Source organism: Azorhizobium sp. AG788 (assembly GCF_943371865.1).
Lineage (GTDB): Bacteria > Pseudomonadota > Alphaproteobacteria > Rhizobiales > Xanthobacteraceae > Azorhizobium.
The window spans coordinates 81,685-106,920 of sequence record NZ_CALRWL010000014.1 but is presented as its reverse complement, the minus strand read 5'-3'; the positions used below and the strand labels follow the sequence as shown (position 1 = coordinate 106,920).

General features: G+C 68.4%; 23 protein-coding genes and 1 tRNA gene. 12 read left to right on the top strand and 12 right to left on the bottom strand.

Going from position 1 to position 25,236, the window contains the following annotated elements; all coding sequences use genetic code 11:
• The first annotated feature begins 99 nt into the window (after positions 1–99).
• From prfA to AAG816_RS10810, 3 genes are all read left to right on the top strand, one after another.
• Positions 100–1,173, top strand: a complete 1,074-nt coding sequence (prfA, locus tag AAG816_RS10820; protein ID WP_341989624.1) for a peptide chain release factor 1 — start codon at positions 100–102, stop codon at positions 1,171–1,173.
• A 3-nt stretch (positions 1,174–1,176) separates the two neighbouring features.
• On the top strand, positions 1,177–2,043 hold the full coding sequence (gene prmC, locus AAG816_RS10815; RefSeq protein WP_341989623.1) for a peptide chain release factor N(5)-glutamine methyltransferase: 867 nt from the start codon (positions 1,177–1,179) through the stop codon (positions 2,041–2,043).
• Positions 2,044–2,595: 552 nt separating this feature from the next.
• Positions 2,596–3,801, top strand: coding sequence for a DUF4167 domain-containing protein (locus AAG816_RS10810; protein WP_341989622.1), 1,206 nt, complete (start codon positions 2,596–2,598; stop codon positions 3,799–3,801).
• A gap of 178 nt (positions 3,802–3,979) precedes the next feature.
• On the opposite strand, the gene coaA is transcribed toward AAG816_RS10810, so the two are convergent.
• The 7 genes from coaA to hisB form a co-directional block, all read right to left on the bottom strand.
• On the bottom strand, positions 3,980–4,942 hold the full coding sequence (gene coaA / locus AAG816_RS10805) for a type I pantothenate kinase (protein WP_341989621.1): 963 nt from the start codon (positions 4,940–4,942) through the stop codon (positions 3,980–3,982).
• 24 nt (positions 4,943–4,966) lie between these two features.
• Complete coding sequence (locus AAG816_RS10800; RefSeq protein WP_341989620.1) at positions 4,967–5,311, bottom strand: phosphoribosyl-ATP diphosphatase; 345 nt, start codon at positions 5,309–5,311, stop codon at positions 4,967–4,969.
• A 120-nt stretch (positions 5,312–5,431) separates the two neighbouring features.
• Complete coding sequence (gene hisF / locus AAG816_RS10795) at positions 5,432–6,208, bottom strand: imidazole glycerol phosphate synthase subunit HisF (RefSeq protein ID WP_341989619.1); 777 nt, start codon at positions 6,206–6,208, stop codon at positions 5,432–5,434.
• A gap of 9 nt (positions 6,209–6,217) precedes the next feature.
• Complete coding sequence (gene hisA / locus AAG816_RS10790) at positions 6,218–6,949, bottom strand: 1-(5-phosphoribosyl)-5-[(5-phosphoribosylamino)methylideneamino]imidazole-4-carboxamide isomerase (protein ID WP_341989618.1); 732 nt, start codon at positions 6,947–6,949, stop codon at positions 6,218–6,220.
• Positions 6,946–7,593: an imidazole glycerol phosphate synthase subunit HisH gene (hisH, locus tag AAG816_RS10785; protein ID WP_341989617.1), complete on the bottom strand. Its 648-nt coding sequence runs from the start codon at positions 7,591–7,593 to the stop codon at positions 6,946–6,948. Before hisH ends, hisA begins: the two co-directional genes overlap by 4 nt.
• Positions 7,590–8,078, bottom strand: coding sequence for a DUF2628 domain-containing protein (locus tag AAG816_RS10780; RefSeq protein ID WP_341989616.1), 489 nt, complete (start codon positions 8,076–8,078; stop codon positions 7,590–7,592). The genes hisH and AAG816_RS10780 overlap by 4 nt, the downstream gene beginning before the upstream one ends.
• Before the next feature lie 10 nt (positions 8,079–8,088).
• The gene (gene hisB, locus AAG816_RS10775; RefSeq protein ID WP_341989615.1) at positions 8,089–8,682 is read right to left on the bottom strand and encodes an imidazoleglycerol-phosphate dehydratase HisB; all 594 of its coding nucleotides are present in this window, start codon (positions 8,680–8,682) and stop codon (positions 8,089–8,091) included.
• A gap of 189 nt (positions 8,683–8,871) precedes the next feature.
• Between hisB and AAG816_RS10770 the strand changes: the two genes are divergently transcribed.
• The 4 genes from AAG816_RS10770 to hslU all read left to right on the top strand — a co-directional run bounded on the left by AAG816_RS10770 (position 8,872) and on the right by hslU (position 12,966).
• On the top strand, positions 8,872–9,681 hold the full coding sequence (locus AAG816_RS10770) for an alpha/beta fold hydrolase (protein WP_341989614.1): 810 nt from the start codon (positions 8,872–8,874) through the stop codon (positions 9,679–9,681).
• An 89-nt stretch (positions 9,682–9,770) separates the two neighbouring features.
• A complete protein-coding gene (locus AAG816_RS10765; protein WP_341989613.1) occupies positions 9,771–10,985 on the top strand; it encodes an MFS transporter in 1,215 nt (404 codons plus the stop codon).
• Between the two features lie 57 nt (positions 10,986–11,042).
• Positions 11,043–11,585, top strand: a complete 543-nt coding sequence (hslV, locus tag AAG816_RS10760) for an ATP-dependent protease subunit HslV (RefSeq protein WP_341989612.1) — start codon at positions 11,043–11,045, stop codon at positions 11,583–11,585.
• Between the two features lie 73 nt (positions 11,586–11,658).
• On the top strand, positions 11,659–12,966 hold the full coding sequence (gene hslU / locus AAG816_RS10755) for an ATP-dependent protease ATPase subunit HslU (RefSeq protein ID WP_341989611.1): 1,308 nt from the start codon (positions 11,659–11,661) through the stop codon (positions 12,964–12,966).
• Between the two features lie 57 nt (positions 12,967–13,023).
• Here the strand turns inward: hslU and AAG816_RS10750 are convergent, their stop codons facing one another.
• From AAG816_RS10750 to AAG816_RS10730, 5 genes are all read right to left on the bottom strand, one after another.
• Complete coding sequence (locus tag AAG816_RS10750; RefSeq protein WP_341989610.1) at positions 13,024–13,773, bottom strand: glucose 1-dehydrogenase; 750 nt, start codon at positions 13,771–13,773, stop codon at positions 13,024–13,026.
• 91 nt (positions 13,774–13,864) lie between these two features.
• Positions 13,865–14,158, bottom strand: coding sequence for a metalloregulator ArsR/SmtB family transcription factor (locus AAG816_RS10745; protein ID WP_341989609.1), 294 nt, complete (start codon positions 14,156–14,158; stop codon positions 13,865–13,867).
• 201 nt (positions 14,159–14,359) lie between these two features.
• Entirely contained in the window at positions 14,360–16,168 is a 1,809-nt protein-coding gene (locus AAG816_RS10740) for a hypothetical protein (RefSeq protein ID WP_341989608.1), read from the bottom strand.
• A 520-nt stretch (positions 16,169–16,688) separates the two neighbouring features.
• The gene (locus AAG816_RS10735; RefSeq protein ID WP_341989607.1) at positions 16,689–16,841 is read right to left on the bottom strand and encodes a DUF3309 family protein; all 153 of its coding nucleotides are present in this window, start codon (positions 16,839–16,841) and stop codon (positions 16,689–16,691) included.
• A gap of 234 nt (positions 16,842–17,075) precedes the next feature.
• Positions 17,076–18,941, bottom strand: a complete 1,866-nt coding sequence (locus AAG816_RS10730) for an aminopeptidase P family protein (RefSeq protein WP_341989606.1) — start codon at positions 18,939–18,941, stop codon at positions 17,076–17,078.
• A gap of 147 nt (positions 18,942–19,088) precedes the next feature.
• Here AAG816_RS10730 and AAG816_RS10725 point away from each other — a divergent pair.
• The 5 genes from AAG816_RS10725 (at position 19,089) to AAG816_RS10705 (ending at position 25,201) form a co-directional block, all read left to right on the top strand.
• Positions 19,089–19,163: transfer RNA gene (locus AAG816_RS10725), tRNA-Gly, on the top strand.
• A 334-nt stretch (positions 19,164–19,497) separates the two neighbouring features.
• Complete coding sequence (locus tag AAG816_RS10720; protein ID WP_341989605.1) at positions 19,498–19,707, top strand: hypothetical protein; 210 nt, start codon at positions 19,498–19,500, stop codon at positions 19,705–19,707.
• Positions 19,688–20,494: an ImuA family protein gene (locus AAG816_RS10715; protein WP_341989604.1), complete on the top strand. Its 807-nt coding sequence runs from the start codon at positions 19,688–19,690 to the stop codon at positions 20,492–20,494. Before AAG816_RS10720 ends, AAG816_RS10715 begins: the two co-directional genes overlap by 20 nt.
• Complete coding sequence (locus tag AAG816_RS10710; protein ID WP_341989603.1) at positions 20,409–21,932, top strand: DNA polymerase Y family protein; 1,524 nt, start codon at positions 20,409–20,411, stop codon at positions 21,930–21,932. The genes AAG816_RS10715 and AAG816_RS10710 overlap by 86 nt, the downstream gene beginning before the upstream one ends.
• On the top strand, positions 21,929–25,201 hold the full coding sequence (locus tag AAG816_RS10705) for an error-prone DNA polymerase (RefSeq protein ID WP_341989602.1): 3,273 nt from the start codon (positions 21,929–21,931) through the stop codon (positions 25,199–25,201). Before AAG816_RS10710 ends, AAG816_RS10705 begins: the two co-directional genes overlap by 4 nt.
• Positions 25,202–25,236 lie beyond the last annotated feature (35 nt).

Below are 25,236 nucleotides of genomic sequence, written 5' to 3'. Positions count from 1 at the left end.
TCTTGCCCGGTATAGTCTGCTGACGATCATGTCCCCCGCCTACCTCTCCGTTGCATCTTCTGTTCCGTCGGTCCGCCCGTCGGCATGGGGAGTGCTGGCATGAGCATCGATTTGCCCACCGCCAAGCTCGACCAGGTGGTTGCGCGCCACGCCGAGGTGGAGGCGATGCTGGCCGCCGGCGCCGAGGGCGAGGAATATGTCCGCCTCGGGCGCGAGTTTTCCGATCTCTCTCCAGTGGTGGAGCAGGTGCGGGCGCTGCGCGCCGCCGAGCAGGATCTGTCGGACGCCCGCGAGATGCTGGCCGACCCGGAAATGCGCGATCTCGCCCAGAGCGAGGTGGAGCGCCTGGAAGCCCAGCTCGACAGCCTCGCCAAGGAGGTGCGCGTCGCCCTGCTGCCGAAGGACGCCATGGATGAGCGCGGCATCATCCTGGAAGTGCGCGCCGGCACTGGTGGCGACGAGGCGGCGCTGTTCGCCGGCGATCTGTTCCGCATGTATTCCCGCTACGCCGCCGAGAAGGGCTGGAGCGTGGAGGTGCTCTCCGAAAGCGAGGGCTCCATGGGCGGCTACAAGGAAGTCATCGCCGCGGTGCACGGGCGCGGCGCCTATGCCCGGCTGAAGTTCGAATCCGGCGTCCACCGGGTGCAGCGGGTGCCCGACACCGAGGCCTCCGGCCGCATCCACACCTCCGCCGCCACCGTGGCGGTGTTGCCGGAGGCGGAAGAGGTGGACGTGGACATCAATGAGAGCGATCTGCGCATCGATGTCTACCGCGCCCAGGGGGCGGGCGGGCAGCATGTGAACAAGACCGAGAGCGCGGTGCGCATCACCCATCTGCCCACGGGCATCGTGGTGGCGGTCCAGGACGAGCGCTCGCAGCATCGCAACAAGGCCCGCGCCATGGCGCTGCTGCGCTCGCGCATGCTGGATGAGGAGCGCCAGCGCCAGGACAATGCCCGCTCCGCCGACCGGCGCGGGCAGGTGGGCTCGGGTGATCGCTCCGAGCGCATCCGCACCTATAATTTCCCCCAAGGGCGCCTCACCGACCACCGCATCAACCTCACCCTCTACAAATTGGAGGAGGTGATCACCGGCCAGGCCCTGGACGAGGTACTGGACGCGCTGATCACCGAGCATCAGGCCGGCCTGATGGCCGCCTCGGAGCGGGACTGAGCCATGCCGCACCGGGCGCCCGGCACGGTGGGTGCCCTGCGCCGGGAGGCCGCCGCGCGCCTCGCTGCGGCGGGGATCGACAGCCCGGATCTGGATGCGGGCCTGCTGCTGGCCCAAGCGCTGGGCCTGTCCGCCGCCGCACTGCGGGTGGCCGGGCCTGATCTGGTGAGCCCGGCCGGGGCCGCATCCTTCGCGCAGATGCTGGCGCAGCGGCTGGCGGGCGTGCCGGTGGCGCGGATCCTGGGCGAGAAGGAATTCTGGAGCCTGCCCTTCACCCTCTCGCCGGACACGCTGGTGCCGCGCCCGGACACCGAGACCGTGGTGGAAGCCGCGCTCGATGCGCTCAAGGGCCGGGCGGGGCCGCTCCGGGTGCTGGACCTGGGCACCGGATCGGGGGCGATTCTCGCCGCGATCCTGGTGGAATTGCCCACCGCCTGGGGTCTGGGGATCGATCAATCCCCCGGCGCGGCCGCCACCGCCCGCGACAATCTGGCGCGCGCAGGATTGAACCGGCGCGGTGCCGTGCTGGTGGGGGATTGGGCCGCAGCGGTGGATGGACCGTTTGATCTGGTGGTGTCGAACCCGCCCTATATCCCCACCGGCGACATTGCCGGACTGGCCATCGATGTGCGCGAGAATGACCCCATGGCAGCGCTGGATGGGGGGCCGGACGGGCTCGTGGCCTACCGGGCCATAATCCAGGAGGCGCCACGGCTTCTGGCGCCCGGCGGCGTGCTGGTGCTGGAACTGGGCATCGGCCAGGAGGCGGCCGTCACCGCGTTGCTCTGCGCGGCGGGCCTGCCGCCCACGCATGCCGCGCGGCCCGATCTTGGCGGGGTGGCGCGGGCGCTGACCGCGAGCCGGCCGTGAGACGGCTTGGGATCTCCGTGGGTTGCGTCGAGGGCGCGGATTGTATTGCGGTGCGGCGTGGGGCTGAAAAAATCGCTTGGAAGGCAAGGTCGAACTGGCTAGTGTCGGTACAGGTATCGAACCGATGCAGTGGCCTGAGGGGCTGGTGCGAGCTTCCGAAATCTGGACAGGATCTCTCGGACGCTGCGGAAGGCGCAAGCCGGCGACGCGCGAATGTCGTGTTGCGGCTGTCTTCTCGGAACGATCAATGACGCTAGGTCCTCGCGTTCGGGACGCATCCGTAACGTTGAGGTTTGACGTAGCTTGCCGCGCGGGAACGCGCGGAGCGGGGCTCATGGTCACACAGATCCTGAATTCGTTTTGTTCGGAACGAACGTGACAACCGTTGAGCGCAGCCTTCGGTCGAGGGCATTCGTGACTTCATCGGGCTTTCGAAAGCCGGCCGTAGCGGACGCTGTACCAGCGCCCGGTGTTTCGGTTCGGACGCAGGCGGCGGCGGAACAGCCGAGCGAGTAGAGAACGATTCACATGAGAAATGGTCAGCAGAAGCGCATGCGCGGCCGGAATAATAACCGCCGCGGCTCCAACCCGATGACCCGGGTCTATGAGTCCAACGGTCCGGATGTGAAGGTCCGCGGTACAGCGCATCACATTGCCGAAAAGTATCAACAGCTCGCTCGGGATTCCCATTCGTCCGGGGATTATGTCGCCGCTGAAAATTACTATCAGCACGCCGAGCACTATCAGCGCCTCATCGCCGCTCTCCAGGGCCAGATGGCCACTCAGCCCGGCTTCGGCCGTGAGGATGAGATGGAAGACGACGAGATGGAGGATCTGGGCGGCTTTGATCCCCCCCAGCCCAACTATCAGCCCCGCGAGCAGAACTACCAGCCGCGTGAGCAGAACTATCAGCAGCGCGACAACCAGGGCCCGCGCGACAACCAGCAGCGCCAGCCCCGCGACAATCGCCAGAACAACAATCCCAACAATCAGCCGCGCCGGCCCCGCGACGACGAGGGCGGCGAGGGCAATTACCAGCCGCGCGAGTTCCGCGGCCAGCGCAACCGCGACGACGAGCAGCAGGGCAATTACCAGCAGCGTCCGCCCCGCGAGGCCCGTCCGCCGCGCGAGGAAGGCACCGAGGGCAATTATGCGCCCCGTCCGCCGCGTCAGCCCCGGGAAGAAGGCGAGGGCTACGTCGCCCGCGCGCCCCGTCCCCCCCGCGAGGAGGGCGAGGGTTATGTGGCCCGCGCGCCGCGTCCGCCGCGGGATGACGCCGATGGCAACACCTATGCGCCGCGTCCCCCCCGCGCCCCGCGGGTGGAAGGCGAGGGCGGTTATGCCGCCCGTGCGCCCCGTGCCCCCCGCGAGGAAGGCGAGGCCTATACGCCCCGTCCGCCCCGGGAACCGCGCGCCCCGCGCCCGGTGGAAGATGAGGCCCCTTACGTGGCTCCCGCCGTTGCCGCGCCCGCCCCGGCGGCCGTTGCTCCCGCTCCGGCCCCCCGCGCCTCCCGCGCCCGCAAGGAGCGTGAGGATGTGCAGCCGCAGCTGGGTCTGCCCTCGTTCATCACCAGCCCGGTTGCGACCCCGGTGGTGAAGGAGCGCGCCGCCCCCAGCACCCCGGAAGAGACCGAGGCCAGTGACGCCGACAACCCGCGGTTCGGCCGCCGTCGTCGCCGCTTCCGCAATCAGGAAGAGGGCGGAGAAGACGCCGCACCCGCGACCGGCACCACCGCCGAGCCGCAGTTCGACAACTGAGTGCCTGTGCCTGGGGGGATCCTCCAGGCGCACGCCTCATCCGTCCCGGCACCGGGCTTCGGCCCGCGTCGGGCCATGACTTCACGAAAAAAGGCCCGCTTTGGCGGGCCTTTTTTCGTGCGGCTTGTTGTGGGGGCGCTGTCAGAGCGGGCGCGGGAAACGCGCCGCGCCCTCTGGTTCACAGCTTGCGCAACAGCACCTCTTCCACCTCATGGTCCCCGGCTTTGCGCAGGATCAGATTGGCGCGCTGGCGGGTGGGCAGGATGTTCTCGTTCAGGTTCGGCAGGTTGATGCGGTGCCAGATCGACAGCGCGGTGGCAACCGCCTCGGATTCCGACAGCTTGGAATAGCGATGGAAATAGGAGAGCGGGTCCTTGAAGGCCGTCTCCCGCAGCCGCATGAAGCGCTGCACATACCAATGCTCCAGCACGTCATCGTCGGCGTCGATATAGACCGAGAAGTCGAAGAAGTCGGAGACGAACGGGATCGCCTTGCCGTCGCGGGGCGGGCGGCCGGTCTGGAGCACGTTCAGGCCCTCCACGATCAGAATGTCCGGGCGGTCCACTTCCACCGTCTGGTCGGGCATCACGTCGTAGAAGAAATGCGAATAGAGCGGCGCCTTCACCGGCCGGCGTCCGGCCTTGATGTCGGTGAGGAAGCGCAGCAGCAGCGAGAGGTCGTAGCTTTCGGGAAAGCCCTTCTTCTCCATCAGCCCTTCCCGCTCCAGCACCGCATTGGGCAGCAGGAAGCCATCGGTGGTCACCAGATCCACCTTGGGGGTGTTGGGCCAGCGGGCCAGCAGCGCCTGCAGCACGCGGGCGGTGGTGGACTTGCCCACCGCCACCGAGCCGGCAACGCCGATGATGTAGGGCATCTTGCCCTCACCGGTGTTGGTGTGGTCGAGGAAGTGGCTCATGGCGCGAAACAGTTTCTGCGTCGCGCCCACATACAGCGACAGCAGGCGCGAGAGCGGGAGATAGATCTCCTCCACTTCCCGAAGCGACAGCCGGTCATTCAGGCCCTGGAGGCGGACGATCTCGTCCTGCCGCAGCGGCATGGGCGTATCCTCGCGCAGCTGCGCCCATTCCGCGCGCGCGAAGCTGCGGTAGGGGGACAGGCCGGGATCGAGCCTTTGATCCATCAGTGCGTTTCCTTCACGGCCATCTCAGCTCCGTTGTCTCGAAGCTTTTTCCTCGTGGCCGGATCGGCTGGTACGCCGGGCCAATTCCGCGTGAACATCATCGAGCGGCACGCCCTTGGCATGGAGCAGCACCGCAAGATGATAAAGCAGGTCGGCGACTTCGGAGACGAACTCCGCCCGCTCGCCGGCCACCGCCGCCAGCGCGGTCTCCACCGCCTCCTCGCCCACCTTCTGGGCGCATTTGGCAATGCCCTTGTCCAGCAGGGACCGGGTATAGGAGGCGCCGGCATCCACCCGCGCCCGGTCAGCGACGATGCGTTCCAGGTCGGCGAGGGTCACGCGCTCTTCGCTCATGGTGGTCCCAGACATGCTGTGCCTCCCGGATGGGGAGGGCTGATCCCGGCACGCTTGGCAAAGCCTGCCGCTGTTTCAAAGCAACTGCCGCCGCCGCGCAAGGCGACTTAGGTTTTAGGTCTCTTGGACGGCGTCTCAGATTTCTAACCGCACCGGCAGCCCCGCCTGCGCCAGCCGCTCCTTGGCCTGCTGCACGGTGAAGGTGCCGAAGTGGAAGATGGACGCCGCCAGCACTGCGGAGGCGCCACCCTCGCGGATGCCCTCCACCAGATGATCCAGGGTGCCGACGCCGCCGGAGGCGATCACCGGCACATGCACCGCATCCGACACCGCGCGGGTCAGCGCGGTATCAAAGCCGATGCCGGTGCCGTCGCGATCCATGGAGGTGAGCAGCAGTTCGCCCGCGCCCAGATCCACCACGTCGCGGGCATATTGCACGACGTCGATGCCGGTGGGCTTGCGCCCGCCATGGGTGAAGATTTCCCAGCGGGGCGCTTCGCCGGGGCCGGACACCTTCTTGGCGTCGATGGCCACCACGATGCACTGCTCGCCGAACTTTTCCGCCGCCTCGCCCACGAAGGCGCGGCGGGCGACGGCGGCAGTGTTGATGGCCACCTTGTCGGCGCCGGCCTGGAGCAGAGCGCGCACATCGTCCACCGTGCGCACGCCGCCGCCCACGGTCAGCGGCATGAAGCATTGCTCGGCGGTGCGCTGGACCACGTCGAGGATGGTGCCGCGATTTTCGTGGCTGGCGGCGATATCGAGGAAGGTCAGTTCGTCGGCGCCGGCGGCGTCATAGGCGCGCGCAGCTTCCACCGGGTCGCCGGCATCGCGCAGATCGACGAACTGCACGCCCTTGACGACGCGGCCGTCCTTCACGTCCAGGCAGGGGATGACGCGGACCTTCAGCATGGTGGCGCCTCAGTTCCGTCCGGCCACGAGGGCAAGCGCCGCGCCGGGATCGAGGCGGCCGTCATAGAGCGCGCGGCCGGTGATGGCGCCGGCCAATTTGCGGGCGCGCGGCGCCACCAGGGCTTCCACGTCCGCCAGCGAGCCGAGACCGCCGGAGGCGATTACCGGGATGCTCACCGCATCCGCCAGGGCGATGGTGGCGTCCATGTTCAGGCCCTTCCGCAGGCCGTCGCGGGCAATGTCGGTATAGATGAGGGCGGCAACGCCCGCGTCCTCGAACCGGCGGGCGATGTCCACGGCGGGCAGATCGGAGGTTTCCGCCCAGCCTTGCACGGCCACCTGCCCGTCGCGGGCATCGAGGCCCACGGCAACCCGGCCAGGATAGGCCTTGGCGGCGGCGCGGACGAAATCGGGATCGCGTACCGCGGCGGTGCCGAGGATGACGCGGGTGACGCCCTTCTCCAGCCAGGCGGTGACGGTGGCCATGTCGCGAATGCCGCCGCCCAGCTGCACCGGAATGGAGACGGTCTCCAGGATGCGGTCGACGGCGGCGGAATTCACCGGCTTGCCGGCGAAGGCGCCGTCCAGGTCCACCAGATGCAGATAGCGGAAGCCCAGGGCTTCGAACTCGCCGGCCTGGCTGGCGGGATCGCGATTGAACACGGTGGCCCGCGCCATGTCGCCCTGTTCCAGGCGCACGGCGAGGCCGTCCTTCAGATCGATGGCGGGAAACAGGATCACGGGCGCCACTTCAGGAAATTGGCGAGAAGGGCGAGGCCCAGCCTCTGACTCTTCTCGGGATGGAATTGAGTGCCGGCCACATTATCGCGGGCGACCATCGCAGTGATGGCCCCGCCGTAGTTCGTGGTGGCGACGAGATCGGCCGGGTCGGCCAGCTGGAAGGCGTAGGAATGCACGAAATAAGCGTGCAAGCCGTTATCGCCCAAAGCGATGCCGTCCAGCAGGGGATGCGCCCGCGCTGGGGTCAGCGTGTTCCAGCCCATGTGCGGGATCTTCAGCGCGGGATCGGACGGGGTGATGCGGTCCACCACGCCCTTGATCCAGCCGAGGCCCGCGGTGGTGCCGTGCTCCAGGCCCTGTTCGGCCAGTAATTGCAGGCCGACGCAGATGCCGAGGAAGGGCCGGCCCTTGCCGTGCACTGTCTCCTCCAGCGCCTCCACCATGCCGGGCACGCCATCCAGGCCGCGCCGGCAATCGGCGAAGGCGCCGACGCCGGGCAGAACCACGCGATCGGCGGCGCGCACTACGGCGGGATCACTGGTGACCACCACGCGCTCGGCGCCGGTGTCCAGCGCGGCGCGCTCGATGGCCTTGGCCGCCGAGTGCAGGTTGCCGGAGCCGTAATCAACGATGGCGACGGTCATGGGGCGTAAGGTTCCGGAAACGAGCCGATCACGGTGGGCGCACCACCGGCGGTGGAGCGAGGGGTCTGCGGGCGCTGCGACCGGGCCGGGGCGGGCGCGGCCAGCGGCCAGCCTTGGGCGAAGAAGCGCAGTTCCGCTTCCATCTGGTCGCGGGCGACCAGGCTGCCCGCCTCCTCAAAGCCGCGCCAGCGGAGCTTGGCGATGCGCAGGCTGGGCAGTTCCAGGGCGATGAGCATATGGATGCCGACCTCCACCGCCGTGGAGACCGTATCGGGCAGGCCGAACCGCAGGCCGGCCACGGCCAGCAGCACCGACACCACCAGATAGCCGATGAACGCCAGCCACAGCCGATAGCGCAGCAGCACCAGCGGCGCGAAGATGAGGGCCATCCAGGAGAAGGCCTCGCGCACGAACACCACGCGCTCCGCCGCCCGCAGCGGGGTGTCGCCCGCCACGTCCTTGGTGAGAACGGTCCAGCTCGCCATAGGACCTCCTTCAGCCGCCCAGGGCGCCCTTGGTGGAGGGGATCTCGCCGCTGGCGGCCGCATCGATGGCCACCGCCCCGCGCAGCGCGCGGGCGAGGCCCTTGAAGCAGCTTTCGGCGATGTGGTGGGCATTGTCGCCGTAGAGCGTCTCCACATGCAGCGTCACGCCGGCATTGGAGGCGAACGCCTGGAAGAATTCGCGCACCAGCTCGGTGTCGAATTCGCCGATCTTGGCCACGCGGAATTCGGTGCGGAACACCAGATAGGGCCGGCCGGAAATGTCCAGGGCGACGCGGGTCAGCGTCTCGTCCATGGGCAAATGCAGATCCGCATAGCGGGTGATGCCGCGCATGTCGCCCAGCGCGCGCTTCACCGCCTGGCCGAGCACGATGCCCACATCCTCGGTGGTGTGGTGGAAGTCCACATGGAGGTCGCCCTTGGCCTCGATCTCGAGGTCGAACCGGGCGTGGCGGGCCAGGAGATCGAGCATATGGTCGAAGAACCCGATGCCGGTCGAAATGGTGGCCTTCCCCGTCCCGTCAAGATTGACGGCGAGGCGGACCTTCGTCTCTTTGGTCTCGCGAACGATCTCAGCGGTACGCATGGAACTCCTCCAAGGCCGCGCCTTCTAGCAGGTAGCGTGCTGCAACGCCATATGGCGGCCATGTGACGGCTGCATGTGCCATGCGCCAGCCCCGCAATGCCGCAGCGACATGCCGTAGCGCAGTAGAGGCTTGACGGTCCCGCCTTGGTCCGGTGTGGTTGGGTGGTTCACAGCCGGTGGGGCGGGCCGATGACTGAATTTCCAATCCATGCGGGTTTGCGCCTGGCCTATGACGTGGAGGGCGACGGCCCGCCGCTGGTGCTCATCGGCGGCCTGTCCGCGGATCGGGCCTTCTGGTCGCTCGCCCGGCCACTGCTGGCCGGCTTCACGACCCTGGCGTTCGACCATCGGGATGTGGGCCATAGCGACCGCGCCGACGGGCCTTACACCGCCGTCGACATGGCGCAGGATGCTCTGGCGGTGATGGATGCCGCCGGGATCGGGCGCGCCCATGTGCTGGGCCATTCCCTGGGCGGGGTGGTGGCGCAGGAACTGGCGTTGCTGGCGCCGGAGCGGGTGGATCGGCTGGTGCTGGCCTGCACCTTTGCCCGCAACGACCTCTATTCCCGCGGCGTGCTGGAATTGCTGAAGCGCCTGCGGGCGGAGGTGGGCAATCCGGTGACTTATATCCGCGCGCTGGCCACCTTCACTTTGGGCCGCAGCTTCCTGGAGGCCAATGCCCTGGAAGCGATCGCCCGGCAGGTGGTGGCCGCTGGGCCGCTGCAGGAGGTGGCGGCGTTCCATCGGCAGGCGGATGCCAGCCTGGCGGCGGATACGCTGGAGCGCCTTGGCGCCATCACGGCGCCGACCCTGGTGATGGGGACGCCGCAGGACCGCATTTTCGCGCCCGCCTTCGCCCGCGCCATCGCAGCCGCCATTCCCGGCGCGGTGCTGGTGGAGGGCCCCGACACGGGCCATTGCCCCATGATCGAGGCGCCGCAGGCCTTTGTTGATGTGGTCACTGCGTTCCTGCACGGCGCGGCGGCGGTGCCGGATTAAGCGCGGCACATATTGTCGGTGTCACTGGCGCTGCGGTGCGGGACTGGCCACAGTGCGTGCCGTGATGTCGTTCGGGGGAAGCAGGCCAGATGAACGTCGGATTGTTTCGCAGCCACGCCGCTCTGTTCCTCGCGGTGTTCCTCGACATTCTCTCGTTCGGCTTGATGTATCCGCTGATCGTGGGCCTGTTCGCCACCTCGCCTCTGGTGGCGCCCTATAGCCCCGCCATGCGGGACACGCTGATGTCGCTGGCCTTCTCCCTGTTTCCCATTGGCGCCTTCTTCGGCAGTTCGCTGCTGGGGGATCTCTCCGACGCCTTTGGGCGGCGCAAGACGCTGGTGGTGTGCATGGCCGGCCTGGCGGTGGGCTATGGGCTGATGTGGCTGGCGTTGGAAGTCTCCCTGCTGTGGCTGTTCTTTGCCGGCCGGCTGGTGGCCGGGCTGATGTCCGGCACCTCGCCCATCGCCCAGGCCAGCATGGTGGATGCGGTCGCCCCCGCCGAGCGCGGCGCGGCCATGGCGCAGGTGACGCTGGTCAATACGGTGGGGCTGATGGCCGGGCCGGCCATCGGCGGCGTGCTGGGGCATTTCGATCTGCGCCTGCCTTTGGCCTTCGCTTTGGTGCTGTGCATCTACAATGCGGTGCTGCTGGCACGGGCGCGGTTCGACGCAGAAACGCGCCTGCGGGCGTTTCATTTCGACTGGCGCCAGCCATTCCTGTTGTTCGCGCGGCTGAAGGATCGCCCGCAGGTGGTGCCGCCGCTGGCGGCCTTCTTCCTGTTTCAGCTGGGCTTCCTGATCTATTACACCCTCATTCTCATCATCATGCAGCGCCAGCACGGGTTTACCACCGCGGACGTGGGCCTGTTCTCCGTGGGCATGGGGATCGGATTTACCTGCGGCTCGGCGCTGCTCTATGGCTGGATCAGCGCCCGCCTGCCGCGCGAGCGGGACATGGCCGCCGTCTCCCTGGCGGGCTGCGGTGGCCTGATCGTCCTCGCCGGCCTGCCGTTGCCCGCGGTGGCGCAGGTGGCCCTGGCGGTCGCCATCTGCTGCATCAATGTTGTGGCCTTCATCTCGCTGCTCTCCGCCATGTCCGGTGCGGTGGACGAGACCGAGCGCGGCTGGGTGCTGGGTCTGTCCAGTGCCAGCATCGCGCTGTGCGTGCTCGGCTCCGGGCTGCTCACCAGCCTGCTCTCGCTGGTGCCCGCCGGAGCGCTGGTGGCCGTGGGCGGCCTGGCGGTGCTGGCAGGCATTGCCCCGGCGCTGCGCATGGCGCCGCCCCCGGTGCCCGATGCGGCGTGAGGGACGTTGCACCGGCGGCGGAACGTCTTAAGTAAGGCTGCGTCACCGGAGCGTTTCATGCATTCTCCCGATACCATTTATGGCACAACCATCGTCTCGGTCCGCAAGGGCGGGCGCGTGTCCATCGCCGGCGACGGGCAGGTGACGCTGGGCCAGACCGTGCTGAAGTCCAATGCGCGCAAGGTGCGCCGCCTGGGCAAGGGCGACGTCATCGGCGGATTTGCCGGCGCCACCGCCGACGCCTTCACCTTGTTCGAGCGCCTGGAAGCCAAGCTGGAGCAGTATCCCGGCCAGTTGCAGCGCGCCGCCGTCGAGCTGGCCAAGGACTGGCGCACCGACCGTTATCTGCGCCGGCTGGAAGCCATGATGATCGTGGCCGATGCCCAGGTCTCGCTGGTGCTCACCGGCACCGGCGACGTGCTGGAGCCGGAGGCGGGCGTTGCCGCCATCGGATCGGGTGGCATGTTCGCCCTGGCCGCCGCCCGCGCCTTGCTGGACCGGGAGGACGACCCGGAGGCCATCGTGCGCCGCTCGCTGGAGATCGCCGCCGATATCTGCGTCTATACCAACCGCAACATCACGGTGGAGAGCATCGGCTGATCTGGGCCGCCGCCCATGTCATTGCCTGAGCGCCGCAGCATCCTCCTTGTTGGGATACGAGAGACCCGGACCCATGAGTGACTTTTCCCCCCGCGAGATCGTGTCCGAGCTGGACCGCCACATCGTCGGCCAGGCCAAGGCCAAGCGGGCGGTGGCCATCGCCCTGCGCAATCGCTGGCGGCGGCAGCAGCTGGAAGGCCACATGCGCGAGGAGGTTCTGCCCAAGAACATCCTGATGATCGGTCCCACCGGGGTGGGCAAGACCGAGATCTCGCGTCGGCTGGCACGCCTGGCCGGGGCGCCGTTCCTCAAGGTGGAAGCCACCAAGTTCACGGAAGTGGGCTATGTGGGCCGCGATGTGGAGCAGATCATCCGCGATCTGGTGGAAGTGGGCATCGGCCTGGTGCGCGAGGCCAAGCGCAAGGACGTGCAGGCCCGCGCGCATCTCGCCGCCGAGGAGCGGGTGCTGGACGCCTTGGTGGGCGTCGCCGCCTCCGCCACCACCCGCGATTCCTTCCGCCGCAAGTTGCGGGCCGGGGAAATGGACGACAAGGAAGTGGAGATCGAGCTTCAGGGCGGCGGACAGGGCCTGCCCATGTTCGAGATCCCCGGCATGCCCGGCGCGCAGATGGGCGCGGTCTCCCTGGGCGACATGCTGGGCAAGGCCCTTGGCGGACGTCCCAAGGCGCGGCGGGTGCTGGTGAAGGATGCCCATCCGCTGCTGGTGACCGAAGAGGCCGACAAGCTCATCGACCAGGACGCCACCACCCAGGAAGCGATCTATGCGGTGGAGAATAACGGCATCGTCTTCCTGGACGAGATCGACAAGATCGCCGGCCGCGAAGGGCGCTCCGGCGCCGACGTGTCCCGCGAGGGCGTGCAGCGGGATCTGCTGCCGCTGATCGAGGGCACCACGGTCTCCACCAAGCACGGCCCGGTGAAGACCGACCATATCCTGTTCATCGCCTCCGGCGCCTTCCATGTGTCGAAGCCCTCCGACCTGCTGCCGGAATTGCAGGGCCGCCTGCCGATCCGGGTGGAGCTGGAAGCCCTGACCCGCGCCGATTTCGTGCGCATCCTCACCGAGACCGAGGCCAGCCTGGTGAAGCAGTCGTTGGCGCTCATGGGCACCGAAGGGGTGACGCTGGAAATCACCGCCGACGCGGTGGAGGCCATCGCCGACGTGGCGGTGGCGGTGAATTCCACGGTGGAGAATATCGGCGCCCGCCGGCTCCAGACAGTGATGGAGCGGGTGCTGGACGATCTGTCCTTCACCGCCCCCGATCGCTCCGGCGAGACGGTGGTGATCGATGCCACCTATGTGCGTGACCGGGTGGAAGACCTGTCCAAGAATGCGGATCTCAGCCGCTACATCCTCTGAGGCACAGGTCTGACGCGCGTGCGGCGCGGGCCGAGAGCCCCGCGCCGCACGCCGCGCTCAGCGCACGCCGCCGGAGACGATCAGGGTCTCGCCGGTGATCCAGCGGGCATCGTCCGAGGCCAGGAACACCGCCACCGGGGCGATGTCGCTCGGCTGGCCCATGCGGCCCAGCGGGGTGGTGGCGACCACCTGGGTTTCCATCTCGCTGCCGACGATGCCGGCCGCATGGGTGCCTTCGGTTTCCACCATGCCGGGACTGATGGTGTTGACCCGGATGTGCCGCGCCGCCAGTTCCTTGGCCAGCACCTCGGTGATGGCCTTCACGGCCGCCTTGGTGCCGGTATAGACGCTGGAGGTCGGCATCCCGAGATTGGTGATCACCGAGCCGATATTAACGATGCTGCCGCCGGCCGGGCCGAAATGCTTCAGCGCTTCCTGGCTGGCGAGCAGGACGCCCAGCACATTGGTGTCGAACTGGCGATGGAACTCCGCCGCGCTGACCTGTTCCAGCGGGGCCATCTGATAGACGCCGGCATTGTTCACCAGCACATCGAGGGTGCCGAACGCCGCCTGGGTCTGCGCGAACAGGCGGGCGATGTCGTCCGGCTTCGAGACGTCGGCCTGGATGGCGACGGCCTTGCCACCGGCGGCGGTGATCTCGCTGACCACGCGCTCCGCCCCAGCCTTGCTCGCCGCGTAATTCACCACCACCGCGGCGCCTTCCGCCGCCAGCGCCTTGGCGATGCCCGCGCCGATGCCCTTGGCCGCCCCTGTCACCACCGCGACCTTGTTTGCCAGCTTGCTCATGATCCGTGTTCCGTCGATTGGGTTGAAACTTCGACGTTTAGATAAGTGTCTAATCGTTGAGTGCAAGCCCGCGCCATCACCCCATGGATCGCTAAATTTTGGCGAGTTGCTCGGCGTAGGCGCGCAGCACCTCGCGCTGCAAGGTCAGGTGCGCGAACTTGCCTTCGCGTCGGATCTCGATCAGGCCCGCGGTCTCCAGTTCCTTAAGGTGATGCGAGACCGTGGCGGCGCTGACCGGATGGGCCTGCTGCAGGCATGCGCAAGGCGTCGCACCGGAGCGCTCGCCCAATTGGCGCAGAATCTCGAAGCGGCGCGGCTCGGCCAGTGCGCGGGCGATCAGGGCGAATTGCCGGTCGCTCAGGGGGGAGGTGGTGGGTTCTGCCATGGTCAATTGCTCGCCGATCCTGTGCGCCGGAACTGCGGAGCCCACGGCCCGCGCGGCACCGGCGGGGCCTCAGGCATCCGGCACGGAATTCCTCTCTTCTACTCGCAATGCGATATCAGCATTGGAACGGTGTTTGGCAATGACCCACAACCGGGGAGCGGCCATGCCCCAGGGGCAGATCGGTGACCGGATCAGGCGCTGCTAGCCACGCGGGTGCTGCGCGGGTGTCCGCGGTGCCAGTCCGGCGGCTTCCAATTCGGACAAGACGGGTTCCGCGACACTGGCCAGCGGCAGGAGGCCCTGCACCACCCGCCGGACCCCGACCGCACCGCCGCTGGTGTCCCGCGCCAAAGCGGAGACCACTTCCCGCTCTTCGTCGGTACGGCCCAACGTGTGCAGCGCCAGTGCCAGGGCCACCCGGCTTTCCGGGGTGGGGTGCAACTGCAACGGCGTCACCAGCGTGCCCGCCGCATGGGCATCCTCGCGCAGAAAGGCCGAAACCCCGAGATAGGCATCCTGCAAGGGCGTCTTCAGCGCGCCATGGCTGCGGGCGAAGGACAGGAGCGCCTCGCCCTGGGCCGGCTTGCCAAGGCCGATCAGCACCGTGCCCATTTCGGCGCTGACGTCAAAATCCAGCGGGTTCAATGCCAGCGCCCGCTCCGCCGCGGCCAAGGCGGCGTCGCTCTCGCCACGGGAGAAATCCACCCAGGCCAGCACCCGTGCCGCATAGGCGCTGGTAGGCGACAGGTCGGCGGCCAGCTCCGCCTCCCGCAGCATCTGCGTCAGTGCCGACGGGTCCGGCGCCGCCTCGGGATGACGGCGGGTGTCCTCCAGGAGGAGCTGGGCCTTTGCCGCATGGGCCAGGGCAAAGCCCGTGTGCTTTTCCGCCACCTGGTCGAGACACTCGCGCACCTTGCCGGATGGCGGGGCGCCGGAGGCCCGGCCGGAGGCATAGGCCTGGGCGATGCAGCCGAAGCCGGACGGGACCGCATCGGCGCGGGCCTGCGCCCGGGCACGGGTCGGCAGCACGCTGTAGGACTGCATCAGCGCCACGGCGGTATCCCGCACCACGCGGACCTCCGTGGCCGGCATCTCGGCGCCGCGCTTCAACCCCTCGAAGGCGGTGGTCCAGACAATGGTGCCCTCGCAGCGGTCCGACAGACGCACCAGCAGCGAGAATGTGCCATCCTCCCGGCCTTCCGCCAGCCCTGTCAGGGCGAAGACAGAGCGAGGCGGGGGCTCCCGGCATTCGCGCAGCTGCGCTTCCTGCCCGGGCTCCATGACGTCCACGAAATCAAACCGTGCGAAGGCATCGCGCAGGCGTGCCTCGATGGCATGGGTTTCCGCCGGTGTCGGCGCACGGCTGCCGACGGTCTCGAACGGCCTGACGTCGAGGATCGGCATGCCCAGCCGGTCGGCCAGGTCCCGCGGGCCGTCCCGGCCGGTGCCGAGGACTCGCGCCAAGGGACCGGTGGGGTCGACGCCGTAGCGCAGGCTGGTCCAACCCAGGGTGACGCCGAACAGCACCAGCAGCAGGCCGACGACCCACCCCAGCGGCCGCCGCCTGGGTGCGGTGATCGCGGGCGCGACCCCGGGCGCCGGCAGCGCCTCGGCCGCTCCGCCGGGTTCGATCGGGTCGCCACGCGGCCGGAACTGGGGCACATAGCTGCCCTTGGGAATGAAAATCTCCAGCGTCTCGTCCGGCCCGACCGAGGCGTAATAGCGCTCAAGGGCCCGGCGCAGGCGCGTGGCTTCCACCCGGACGATGGGGTCGGTCTGCGGGTCGAAGGAACTGGGCCGCCCCAAGGCTTCGACGGCAATGGTGTAGCCCTTGATCTCCTCGGCCCGGCCGGCGAGCGTGGCTTCGACCACGAACCGCAGGAAATCCGCGAGCCGGGGCGACGAGATGAACTCGTCGGACCCCAGCACCCGGGCCAGGGCGGCGCGCACCAAGGCGTGGCTGTCTTCAATCCGTGCGCCGTCCGGCGGGCTGTCGGTGGGGGCGTCCATGGCGCTCACCCAGCACGGATCCTGCGCGCAATCGCACCGAGGCACCCGGTTCGGATGCGGGGCAGGACGCAGCGGAGGCAAGCCAGGTGACGTATGGTCATAGCGTTCTTTTCGGTCACGTCGCGTCGCGGCGCAAGCGCTGATGCAAGCGCGGTGCGTCCGCGTCGGATCTTCGAACCCAGGGTTATCCCCCAGGAGTACCTGCACGGGCCTCATAGCGTGCAATCGATGCCCTGGCACGGATATTACGCGACGACGGCCAACGCCCCGACCTAACCTCCCGGAAGATGCGGCGGATATGAGGCTGCGCCGGCATTGAAGATAATGGACGAAAGCTGCAATTTCCGCCGACACCCGGATGGCGGGTATCTCGCCCGATGCGCGTCCAGCGCGAAGGGGCCCCAAACGCGGAGCGAAAAAAACGTCCCAGGGCGGCAGTGCCCCAGGACGTTCCAGTAAGGAGGTCGAGAACGCGCCCCGCGCTCGGAAACCGCGGGGCCAGTCCGGTTCGGGCCTGCGTTTAGATGCGGCCGGTGAGTGCGAGAACAATCACAATGATCAGCAGAACACCGACGATTCCGCCCGGACCATAGCCCCAGCTTCCGCTGTATCCCCAAGTGGGCAGGGCGCCGACCAAGAGTAAGACCAGGATGATGATAAGAATCGTTGACATTTTTGTCGCGTCCTTCTGTCGCTGCTGATCCAAAGAACGCGCTTCAGCGGCAAAGGTTCCGCATAAGCGCGGTCTTCAGCAGAAACATCAGCGGTCGGGGTTCGCACGCGCGACAGCCCGCCCGCGGACGCGCCGGGGCGGTATTGCCCGAGCTTGGCGCTCCGGCTCTCTGCCCTCATCGTTTGCAGGCGGGGGAGACACGCAGCGTCCCCGCCTGCCTCGGCTCGTTCTTTTTCAGACCAAGGGCGCGGTCGCCGCCTCAAGCCAGGCGCGCGCCGCCGCGTCCAGCAGCGGTGCCACCTCCGCCGCCACCCGGGCGTGGTAGGCATCCAGCCACTGCCGCTCCGGAGCGGTGAGCAGGTCGGTGGCGATCAGCCGGCGGTCGATGGGGGCGAAGGTGAGGGTGTCGAAGCTCAGGCAGGGCTTCTCGCCGCCGGCAACCAACTGCGGTGTCACCAGCACCAGATTCTCGATGCGGATGCCATAGGCGCCGGCGCGGTAATAGCCGGGCTCGTTGGACAGGATCATGCCCGCCTCTAGCGGTACATGCCCCAGCTTCGAAATCCGCGCCGGCCCCTCATGGACCGACAGGCCGGCGCCGACCCCGTGGCCGGTGCCATGCTCGAAATCCAGCCCCGCCGCCCACAGGAACTGCCGCGCGAAGGGGTCCAGTTGCGCGCCCGTGGTCCCTTCCGGGAATACGGCGCGGGCCAGCGCAATATGCCCCTTGAGCACCAAAGTGAAATGGGTGCGCATATCGTCCGTGGGCGTGCCGACACTCACCGTGCGGGTGACGTCGGTGGTGCCATCGGGATATTGCGCGCCGGAATCCAGCAGGAACAGCTCCCCCGGCGCGATCTGCCGATTGCTGGTGCGGGTGACGCGATAATGCACGATGGCCCCGTTCGGCCCTGCGCCCGAGATGGTGGGGAAGGACACGTCGGTCAGAAGTCCGCTGTCCCGCCGGAAGGTCTCCAGCGCCTCCACCGCGTCGATCTCGGTGAGGGTGCCGGAGGGGGCCGCGCCATCGAACCAGTGCAGGAAGCGGGTCAGGGCCACCGCGTCGCGCAGATGGGCGGCGCGCATGCCGGCGATCTCGGCGGCATTCTTACGGGCTTTCAACAGGCTGATCGGGTCCGCGCCCTTGGCCACCGTGCCCTGCGCCCGTTCCACCACTTCCGCTAGGCGCACCGGCGCGGTGGCCTGATCCAACCGCAGGGTGCGGCCGGGGGCGAAGGCGGAAAGGGCGGCTTCCAGATCCTGTTCCGGGCGCACATCCGCCACCTCTGCCAGGACATCGCGCACCGCATTGGAGAGTTTCTCGGCGGCGATGAACAGTTGCGGCCGGCCCTCCTGCGGCACCAGCGACCAGGCCAGAGGCAGAGGCGTATGGGCCACGTCGCCGCCACGGATGTTGAACAGCCAGGCGGTAGCATGGGGATCGGAAATCAGCGCCCCGTCCAGTTTGTCCTTGGCCAGCGCCGTGCGGACCTGCTCCAGCTTGGCCGCAACGCTCGCTCCGGCCAGGACCGCATCCAAGAGGCGCACCGGTGCCACCGGCGCGGGCGGGCGATCCAGCCACAGTTCGGCGACCGGGTCGCCCTCCACCGCCACCAGCACGCCGCTGGCGGCGGCCACCGCCCGCGCCAGCTTCTCGCGCCCGTCGAGCGTGGTCCGCCAGGGATCGAAGCCCAGCGAGGCGCCCTTGGGCAGGTGGGCTTCCAGCCATTTCTCCGGCGTGGTCTTGGCCAGGGGCACGATGGTGAAGGCGGCCTCATCCACCTGGGTGGCCGCCTGAAGGGTATAGCGGCCATCCACGAACAGGGCGGCTTCCTCCGGCAGGATCATCAGCAGGCCGGCGGAGCCGGTGAAGCCGGTCAACCAGGCCAGGCGCTCTTCGCCGGGGGGCACATATTCGTTCTGGTGGGCATCGGCGCGGGGGATCACATAGCCGTCAATGCCGCGCCGGGCCAATTCCGCCCGCAGGGCCGCCAAGCGCGCCGGCCCGGTACTGCCGTCGGCGGTCTCCTCGAAGGATTGAAACTGTGCGTGGAAGCGCGGGCGGGCGGACGAAGCCGAGCGGGGGGAGGTCTGTGACATGGGGCAAGTCTAGGACATGGGGAAAGTCTAGACCAGGATCGGGCGCGGATGAAAATCCCCCGCCGCCCCTGATTGCCACGCGAAGCGGGGGATGATGCACGCAACCCCTTGATGCGCCCCACCCCCCTTGTCTATGGTGCCCCGGTCGCGGGCGTAGTTCAGTGGTAGAACGACAGCTTCCCAAGCTGTATGTCGTGGGTTCGATTCCCATCGCCCGCTCCAATTTCTCGCGTCACGACGTCTCAAGACGTCGATTGCGAGACAGATCCAATCTTTTGACGGTTCGAACAGCCGCGTGTGCGGGCGGTTCTTTGTGGCTTGCGGGGCTGTCGGCATTGCTGTGCCTTGGCGGGGCGAGAGGCCGTTACAGGAGCTCGCTAGACCTCGCCAGAGGGAGCTTTCCCGCAGGCCGGCAACTGCCGCCACGCCCGTCCTGGCGCCGATGAGAGGCATCTCCGTCCCCGCTGATCACAGGCGCGTCACGCAACGCAAGATTGAGCTTGTTCTCTTTTTGTTCCTATGGAATCCATAGGGCCGATCAGCCGTGGAGAACGCCATGTCGACCGGAGCCAGCCGCGCGTGCGAGACCGTTTCTGCCGCCGCGCCAGAAGAGTGGGAGGATGTCCAGGCCTTCGACGCGCCCCCTGAATGCCGCAGCGCCATCCAGACGCAGGCGCGGGAAGCAGCCTGGCTGGAGTGGGAGTTCGTCCATCTGGCCGCAGTGTCCCTGCACGCCCTCGACGCCCATGAGCGTGGGCAGGGATGAGCCGGGCACTGCTGGGTTTTTCCGGGCGAAAATTCAGAAGCCCGTTCCCGCCATCGCCGAACTGCGGGCCCAGATCGAGACGATCGAGGGCCCGGGCCGGCGCATCCGGTCTGTGCTGCCGTTTGGCCTTGCGTCCCTGGATGAGCGCCTTCCCGGGCATGGCCTTGCCATGGGCGCTCTGCATGAGGTCGCCGGGGGCGGGAATGGTGCCATCGATGGCGCTGCCGCCGCGCTCTTTGTGGGCGGCATCGCCGCCCGGACCAAGGGCAAGGTGCTGTGGTGCATCACCCGGCCCGATTTGTTCGCCCCGGCGCTGGCCCAGGCCGGATTGGCGCCGGACCGGGTGATCTATGTGGAGGGCGGCGACGACAAGATGGTGCTGGCCTGCATCGAGGAGGGCCTGCGGCACGGGGGGCTGGGTGCCGTCGTGGGTGAGGTCCGGGGGCTGTCGATGACGGCGTCCCGGCGGCTTCAGCTGCGGGCGGAAGAGAGTGGCACGATCGGGCTGGTGTTGCGGCGGTGGCGCCGGCAAGCCGAGGCGACCGATTTCGGACAGCCGACGGCGGCCGTGACCCGGTGGCGGGTATCGGTGCTGCCGTCCACGCCACTGCCGGTCCCCGGCGTGGGGCGCCATCGGTGGCGGGTGGAACTCATGCGCTGTCGTGCGGGTGAGAGCGCGGATTTTGTGGTGGAGGCCTGTGATGGCCAGGGTCGTCTCGCTGTTCCTGCCGACATGGTCCACGGATCGGGCGCGGCGGAAACTCGGTCCCGCGGCGCCGTCGCCTGAGATCCCATTGGTGATGCTGGGCCGGGATCGCCGGCGCCAGGTGGTGATGGCCGCCGATGCGGCGGCCCAGAGGCTGGGATTGCGCGTGGGCATGCCCGCCACCACGGCGCGCGTCCTGGTTCCGGACCTGACGGCCCTGGACCATGAGGCCTTGGCGGATGCCGAGGGCCTGGAGCGGCTCGCGGTCTGGATGCTGCAGCGCTACGCCCCCATCGTCACGGCCGATCCGCCCGACGGGATCATTCTGGATGTGGCCGGTGCCGATCATCTCCATGGCGGCGAGGCGGCCATGCTGGCCGGCATGGTGGCGCGCCTGGGGCGGGCGGGCCTGTTGGCCAAGGCGGCCATAGCCGACACCTGGGGGGCGGCCCATGCGCTGGCCCGTTTCACCCGCGGGCCGACCTGCGTCGTGCCTATGGGGGGAGCGCAAGAGGCGATCGCCGATCTGCCGCTGGCCAGCCTGCGCCTGCCCCAGGATGTGCTTGAGGGGCTGCGCGTGCTCGGCTTTGTGCGCGTGTCCGATCTCTGGGCGACCCCTCGGGCGCCGCTGACCCTCCGGTTCGGCCCCGAACTCGGGCGCCGGCTCGATCAGGCGCTGGGCCATGCGAGCGAACCGATCGATCCCATTCGCCCGGCCGACCTGATCGAAGTCCGCCGCTCGTTTCCCGAGCCGATCGGCGCGCCGGAGACCCTCGCGCGCTATATCGGCAAGCTGGTCGTCCAGCTGTGCGAGGGCCTGACGGCTCAGGGCGTCGGGGCCAAGCGGCTCGATCTCATCTGTCATCGCGTGGACAACACGCTCCAGGCGCTGCGGGTGGGAACCGCCGTTCCGGTGCGCGATGTCCAGCGCTTGACCCGGCTGCTGACGGACAAGATCGAGACCATCGAGCCAGGCTTCGGGATCGAGATCCTGTCGCTGACCGCCACGCTGGTGGAGCCGCTGGCCGCCCGGCAGGTTGCGACCTCCCTGGTGGAGGAGAGCGTTCCGGACGTTTCCGATCTGGTGGATATCCTGGCCAACCGGGTCGGGGAACACAGCATCTACCGGGCCGCGCCCGTGGCCAGCGACGTTCCGGAACGCTCGGTGCGCCGCATTGCGGCCATGACGCCGGAGACCGGCGAGACCTGGCCTGGACACTGGCCGCGGCCGGCGCGGCTGCTGCAGCCGCCGGAGCGGATCGAGACGCTGGCGCTGCTGCCAGATCATCCGCCGGTCTGGTTTACCTGGCGCGGCATTCGCCGGCGGGTGCACCGGGCCGATGGTCCCGAACGGGTGTTCGGCGAATGGTGGAAGCGCGATCCCGAACTGGCGGCGGTGCGGGACTATTTCCAGCTGGAGGACGATGCCGGCGAGCGCTACTGGGTTTTCCGCGCCGGCGATGGCGAGGATGCCGCCACAGGCTCGCACCGCTGGTTCCTGCATGGGGTGTTCGGATGAACGCGCCTTGCTATGCCGAACTCCAGGTCACATCGCATTTCTCGTTTCTGCGCGGTGCCTCGTCCTGCGATGAATTGTTCGCCCAGGCGGCAGCCCTCGGGATCTCGGCGCTGGCGGTGGTCGATCGCAACAGCCTGGCGGGCATCGTCCGTGCCCATGAGGCGGCCAAGACCACGGGAGTCCGACTCATCGTCGGCTGTCGCCTTGATCTGAACGATGGCATGTCCCTTCTGGTCTATCCCACCGACCGCCCGGCCTATGCCCGGCTGTGCCGCCTGCTGTCCCTGGGCAAGCGGCGGGGCGGCAAGGCCAAGTGCGTGCTCGAATGGTCCGATGTCGCGCTGTATGGCGAGGGCCTGATCGCCATCCTCGTTCCCGATCAGGCGGATGAAAGCACCGGCCTGCGCCTGCGCCGCCTGGGGGAGGTGTTCGGGGATCGCGCTTATCTGGCGCTGAGCTTGCGCCGCCGTCCGAACGACCAGATGCGGCTGCATGAACTGGCCGCGCTGGCCGCCCGCCTGCGGGTCGCCACCGTGGTGACCAACGACGTGCTCTTCCACGCGCCGGGCCGGCGCATCCTGCAGGATGTGGTCACCTGCATCCGCCACAACGTCACCATCGACGAACTGGGGGGGCGCCGGGAGCGGCATGCGGATCGCCATCTCAAGGCGCCGGCGGAGATGCACCGCCTGTTTGCCCGCTATCCGCAGGCCCTGGCCCGGACCGCGGAGATCGCGGAGCGCTGCCGGTTCAGCCTCGATGAGCTGGCGTACCAATATCCCGAGGAGCGGGACGATCCGACCCTGACGCCGCAGGAGACGCTCGCGCAGCTTACCTGGGCCGGGGCCGATCGCCGCTACCCGGAGGGGGTGCCCGATGCGGTGCGCCGGACCCTGCTTCATGAGCTGGGGCTCATCGAGAAGCTGCGCTACGCGCCGTATTTCCTCACGGTGAATGCCATCGTCAACTTCGCCCGCTCGCAGGATATTCTCTGCCAGGGGCGCGGCTCCGCGGCCAATTCCGCCGTCTGCTATGTGCTCGGCATCACCAGCATCGACCCCAAGCGCAACGACCTGCTGTTCGAGCGCTTCGTCTCCGAGGAGCGGGCCGAGCCGCCGGACATCGATGTGGATTTCGAGCATGAGCGGCGCGAGGTCGTCATGCAGTGGGTGTTTGAGACCTATGGGCGCGATCATGCCGCCTTGTGCTCGACGGTGATCCGCTATCGCACCAAGGGCGCGCTGCGCGATGTGGGAAAGGCCCTCGGCCTGACGGAAGACCTGATCAAGATCCTCTCCGGTCAGGTCTGGGGCTGGTCGGAGGATGGCGTCGAGGCCAAGCATGTGGAGGCGCTGAACCTCAATCTGGGCGATCGGCGCCTGCGCCTGGCCCTGGATCTGGCGCGCCAGCTCATGGGGGCGCCGCGGCATCTGTCGCAGCACCCCGGCGGCTTCGTGCTGACCCATGATCGGCTCGACGAACTGGTGCCGATCGAGCCCGCGGCCATGACCGACCGCCAGGTCATCGAATGGGACAAGGATGACATCGATGCCCTGAAATTCATGAAGGTCGACGTGCTGGCCCTGGGGATGCTGTCATGCATGAAGCGCGGGTTCGACCTGCTGGCCGCACACAAGGGCATTGATCTCGATCTGGCGACCATTCCCGCCGAGGATCCGCGCACCTACGCCATGATCCGGAAGGCCGACACGCTCGGCACGTTCCAGATCGAATCCCGCGCGCAGATGTCGATGCTGCCGCGCCTGAAGCCGCGCACCTTCTACGACCTCGTGGTGCAGGTGGCGATCGTACGGCCCGGACCCATCCAGGGCGACATGGTGCATCCCTATCTGCGCCGCCGCGAGGGCAGGGAGCCGGTCAGCTACCCCACGCCCGAACTGGAGCAGGTGCTGGGCAAGACCCTCGGCGTGCCGCTCTTTCAGGAACAGGCGATGCGGGTCTCGATCGTCTGTGCCGGGTTCACGGCCGGCGAGGCGGACATGCTGCGCAAGTCCATGGCCACCTTCAAATTCACCGGCGGGGTTTCGAAGTTCAAGGACAAGCTGGTGGCGGGCATGGTGGCCAAGGGCTACGAGCGGGCCTTTGCCGAGCAGACCTTCAAGCAGCTGGAGGGGTTTGGTTCCTATGGCTTCCCGGAGAGCCACGCGGCCAGCTTCGCCTTGATCGCCTACGCCTCGGCCTGGCTGAAATGCTGGCATCCCGATGTCTTCTGCTGCGCTTTGCTCAATGCCCAGCCCATGGGGTTTTACGCCCCCGCGCAGATCGCCCGCGATGCCCAGGACCACGGCGTCGAAGTCCGCCCCGTCTGCGTGAATGCCTCGCGCTGGGACTGCACCCTGGAGCCGACCAGTGATGACCGGCGCTTCGCCGTCCGGCTGGGACTGCGCATGGTGAAGGGGCTGGCCAATGCCCACGCCGCCGCGCTCGTGGCCGCGCGGGCGGACCGGCCCTATGGGGATGTGGAGGAGCTATGGCATCGGGCGGGCATCCCGTCCGCGGCCCTCGTGCAGATGGCCGAGGCCGATGCCTTCCGCCCGGCCTTCGGCTTGGCCCGTCGCGAAGCGCTCTGGGCGCTCAAGGGGCTGCGGGACGAGCCGCTGCCGCTGTTCGCGGCCGCCTCCGCCCGGGAGGCGCGGATCATCCCTGAAGTCAGCGAGGTCGCGGTGGCGTTGCGCCCCATGAAAGCGGGCAGCGAGGTGGTCGAGGACTATGGCCATGTGGGGCTCACCCTGCGCCACCACCCGGTGTCCTTCCTGCGGGCCGATCTCGCCCGCCGGCGCATGGTGACCTGCGCCCAGGCCATGGCGGCGCGGGATGGGCGATGGCTGGAAGCCGCCGGCATCGTCCTGGTGCGCCAGCGTCCGGGCAGCGCCAAGGGGGTGATGTTCATCACCCTGGAGGACGAGACCGGGATCGCCAATCTGGTGGTGTGGACCAAGGTATTCGAGGCGAACCGCCGGACGGTCATGTCGGCCGGCATGATGGCGGTGAAAGGCCGGATCCAGCGGGAGGGGGAGGTGGTGCATCTGGTGGCGCATCGGCTGAGCGACCTGTCACCGGAGCTCGCCAGCATCGGCGAGCGGGACGCGGCATTTCCGCTGCCGCACGGACGGGGCGACGAGGCCCACCATGGCGGCACCGGTCCTGACCCCCGCGACCTCCCGCCCAAGGGGCTGCGGACCCGGGACATCTATGTCCGCGATCTGCACATCGACACCCTCAAGGTGCGGCCGCGGGATTTCCGGTGATGACCCGCACAGCGGCCCGGAGCTGAGGCGTGCCG

Bases quoted from the DNA above. Each gene is read 5' to 3' on its own strand.
- prfA (WP_341989624.1), top strand. From the start codon at position 100: ATGAGCATCGATTTGCCCACCGCCAAGCTCGACCAGGTGGTTGCGCGC.
- prmC (WP_341989623.1), top strand. From the start codon at position 1,177: ATGCCGCACCGGGCGCCCGGCACGGTGGGTGCCCTGCGCCGGGAGGCC.
- AAG816_RS10810 (WP_341989622.1), top strand. From the start codon at position 2,596: ATGCGCGGCCGGAATAATAACCGCCGCGGCTCCAACCCGATGACCCGG.
- coaA (WP_341989621.1), bottom strand. From the start codon at position 4,942: ATGGATCAAAGGCTCGATCCCGGCCTGTCCCCCTACCGCAGCTTCGCG.
- AAG816_RS10800 (WP_341989620.1), bottom strand. From the start codon at position 5,311: ATGTCTGGGACCACCATGAGCGAAGAGCGCGTGACCCTCGCCGACCTG.
- hisF (WP_341989619.1), bottom strand. From the start codon at position 6,208: ATGCTGAAGGTCCGCGTCATCCCCTGCCTGGACGTGAAGGACGGCCGC.
- hisH (WP_341989617.1), bottom strand. From the start codon at position 7,593: ATGACCGTCGCCATCGTTGATTACGGCTCCGGCAACCTGCACTCGGCG.
- AAG816_RS10780 (WP_341989616.1), bottom strand. From the start codon at position 8,078: ATGGCGAGCTGGACCGTTCTCACCAAGGACGTGGCGGGCGACACCCCG.
- hisB (WP_341989615.1), bottom strand. From the start codon at position 8,682: ATGCGTACCGCTGAGATCGTTCGCGAGACCAAAGAGACGAAGGTCCGC.
- AAG816_RS10770 (WP_341989614.1), top strand. From the start codon at position 8,872: ATGACTGAATTTCCAATCCATGCGGGTTTGCGCCTGGCCTATGACGTG.
- AAG816_RS10765 (WP_341989613.1), top strand. From the start codon at position 9,771: ATGAACGTCGGATTGTTTCGCAGCCACGCCGCTCTGTTCCTCGCGGTG.
- hslV (WP_341989612.1), top strand. From the start codon at position 11,043: ATGCATTCTCCCGATACCATTTATGGCACAACCATCGTCTCGGTCCGC.
- hslU (WP_341989611.1), top strand. From the start codon at position 11,659: ATGAGTGACTTTTCCCCCCGCGAGATCGTGTCCGAGCTGGACCGCCAC.
- AAG816_RS10750 (WP_341989610.1), bottom strand. From the start codon at position 13,773: ATGAGCAAGCTGGCAAACAAGGTCGCGGTGGTGACAGGGGCGGCCAAG.
- AAG816_RS10745 (WP_341989609.1), bottom strand. From the start codon at position 14,158: ATGGCAGAACCCACCACCTCCCCCCTGAGCGACCGGCAATTCGCCCTG.
- AAG816_RS10740 (WP_341989608.1), bottom strand. From the start codon at position 16,168: ATGGACGCCCCCACCGACAGCCCGCCGGACGGCGCACGGATTGAAGAC.
- AAG816_RS10735 (WP_341989607.1), bottom strand. From the start codon at position 16,841: ATGTCAACGATTCTTATCATCATCCTGGTCTTACTCTTGGTCGGCGCC.
- AAG816_RS10730 (WP_341989606.1), bottom strand. From the start codon at position 18,941: ATGTCACAGACCTCCCCCCGCTCGGCTTCGTCCGCCCGCCCGCGCTTC.
- AAG816_RS10720 (WP_341989605.1), top strand. From the start codon at position 19,498: ATGTCGACCGGAGCCAGCCGCGCGTGCGAGACCGTTTCTGCCGCCGCG.
- AAG816_RS10715 (WP_341989604.1), top strand. From the start codon at position 19,688: ATGAGCGTGGGCAGGGATGAGCCGGGCACTGCTGGGTTTTTCCGGGCG.
- AAG816_RS10710 (WP_341989603.1), top strand. From the start codon at position 20,409: ATGGCCAGGGTCGTCTCGCTGTTCCTGCCGACATGGTCCACGGATCGG.
- AAG816_RS10705 (WP_341989602.1), top strand. From the start codon at position 21,929: ATGAACGCGCCTTGCTATGCCGAACTCCAGGTCACATCGCATTTCTCG.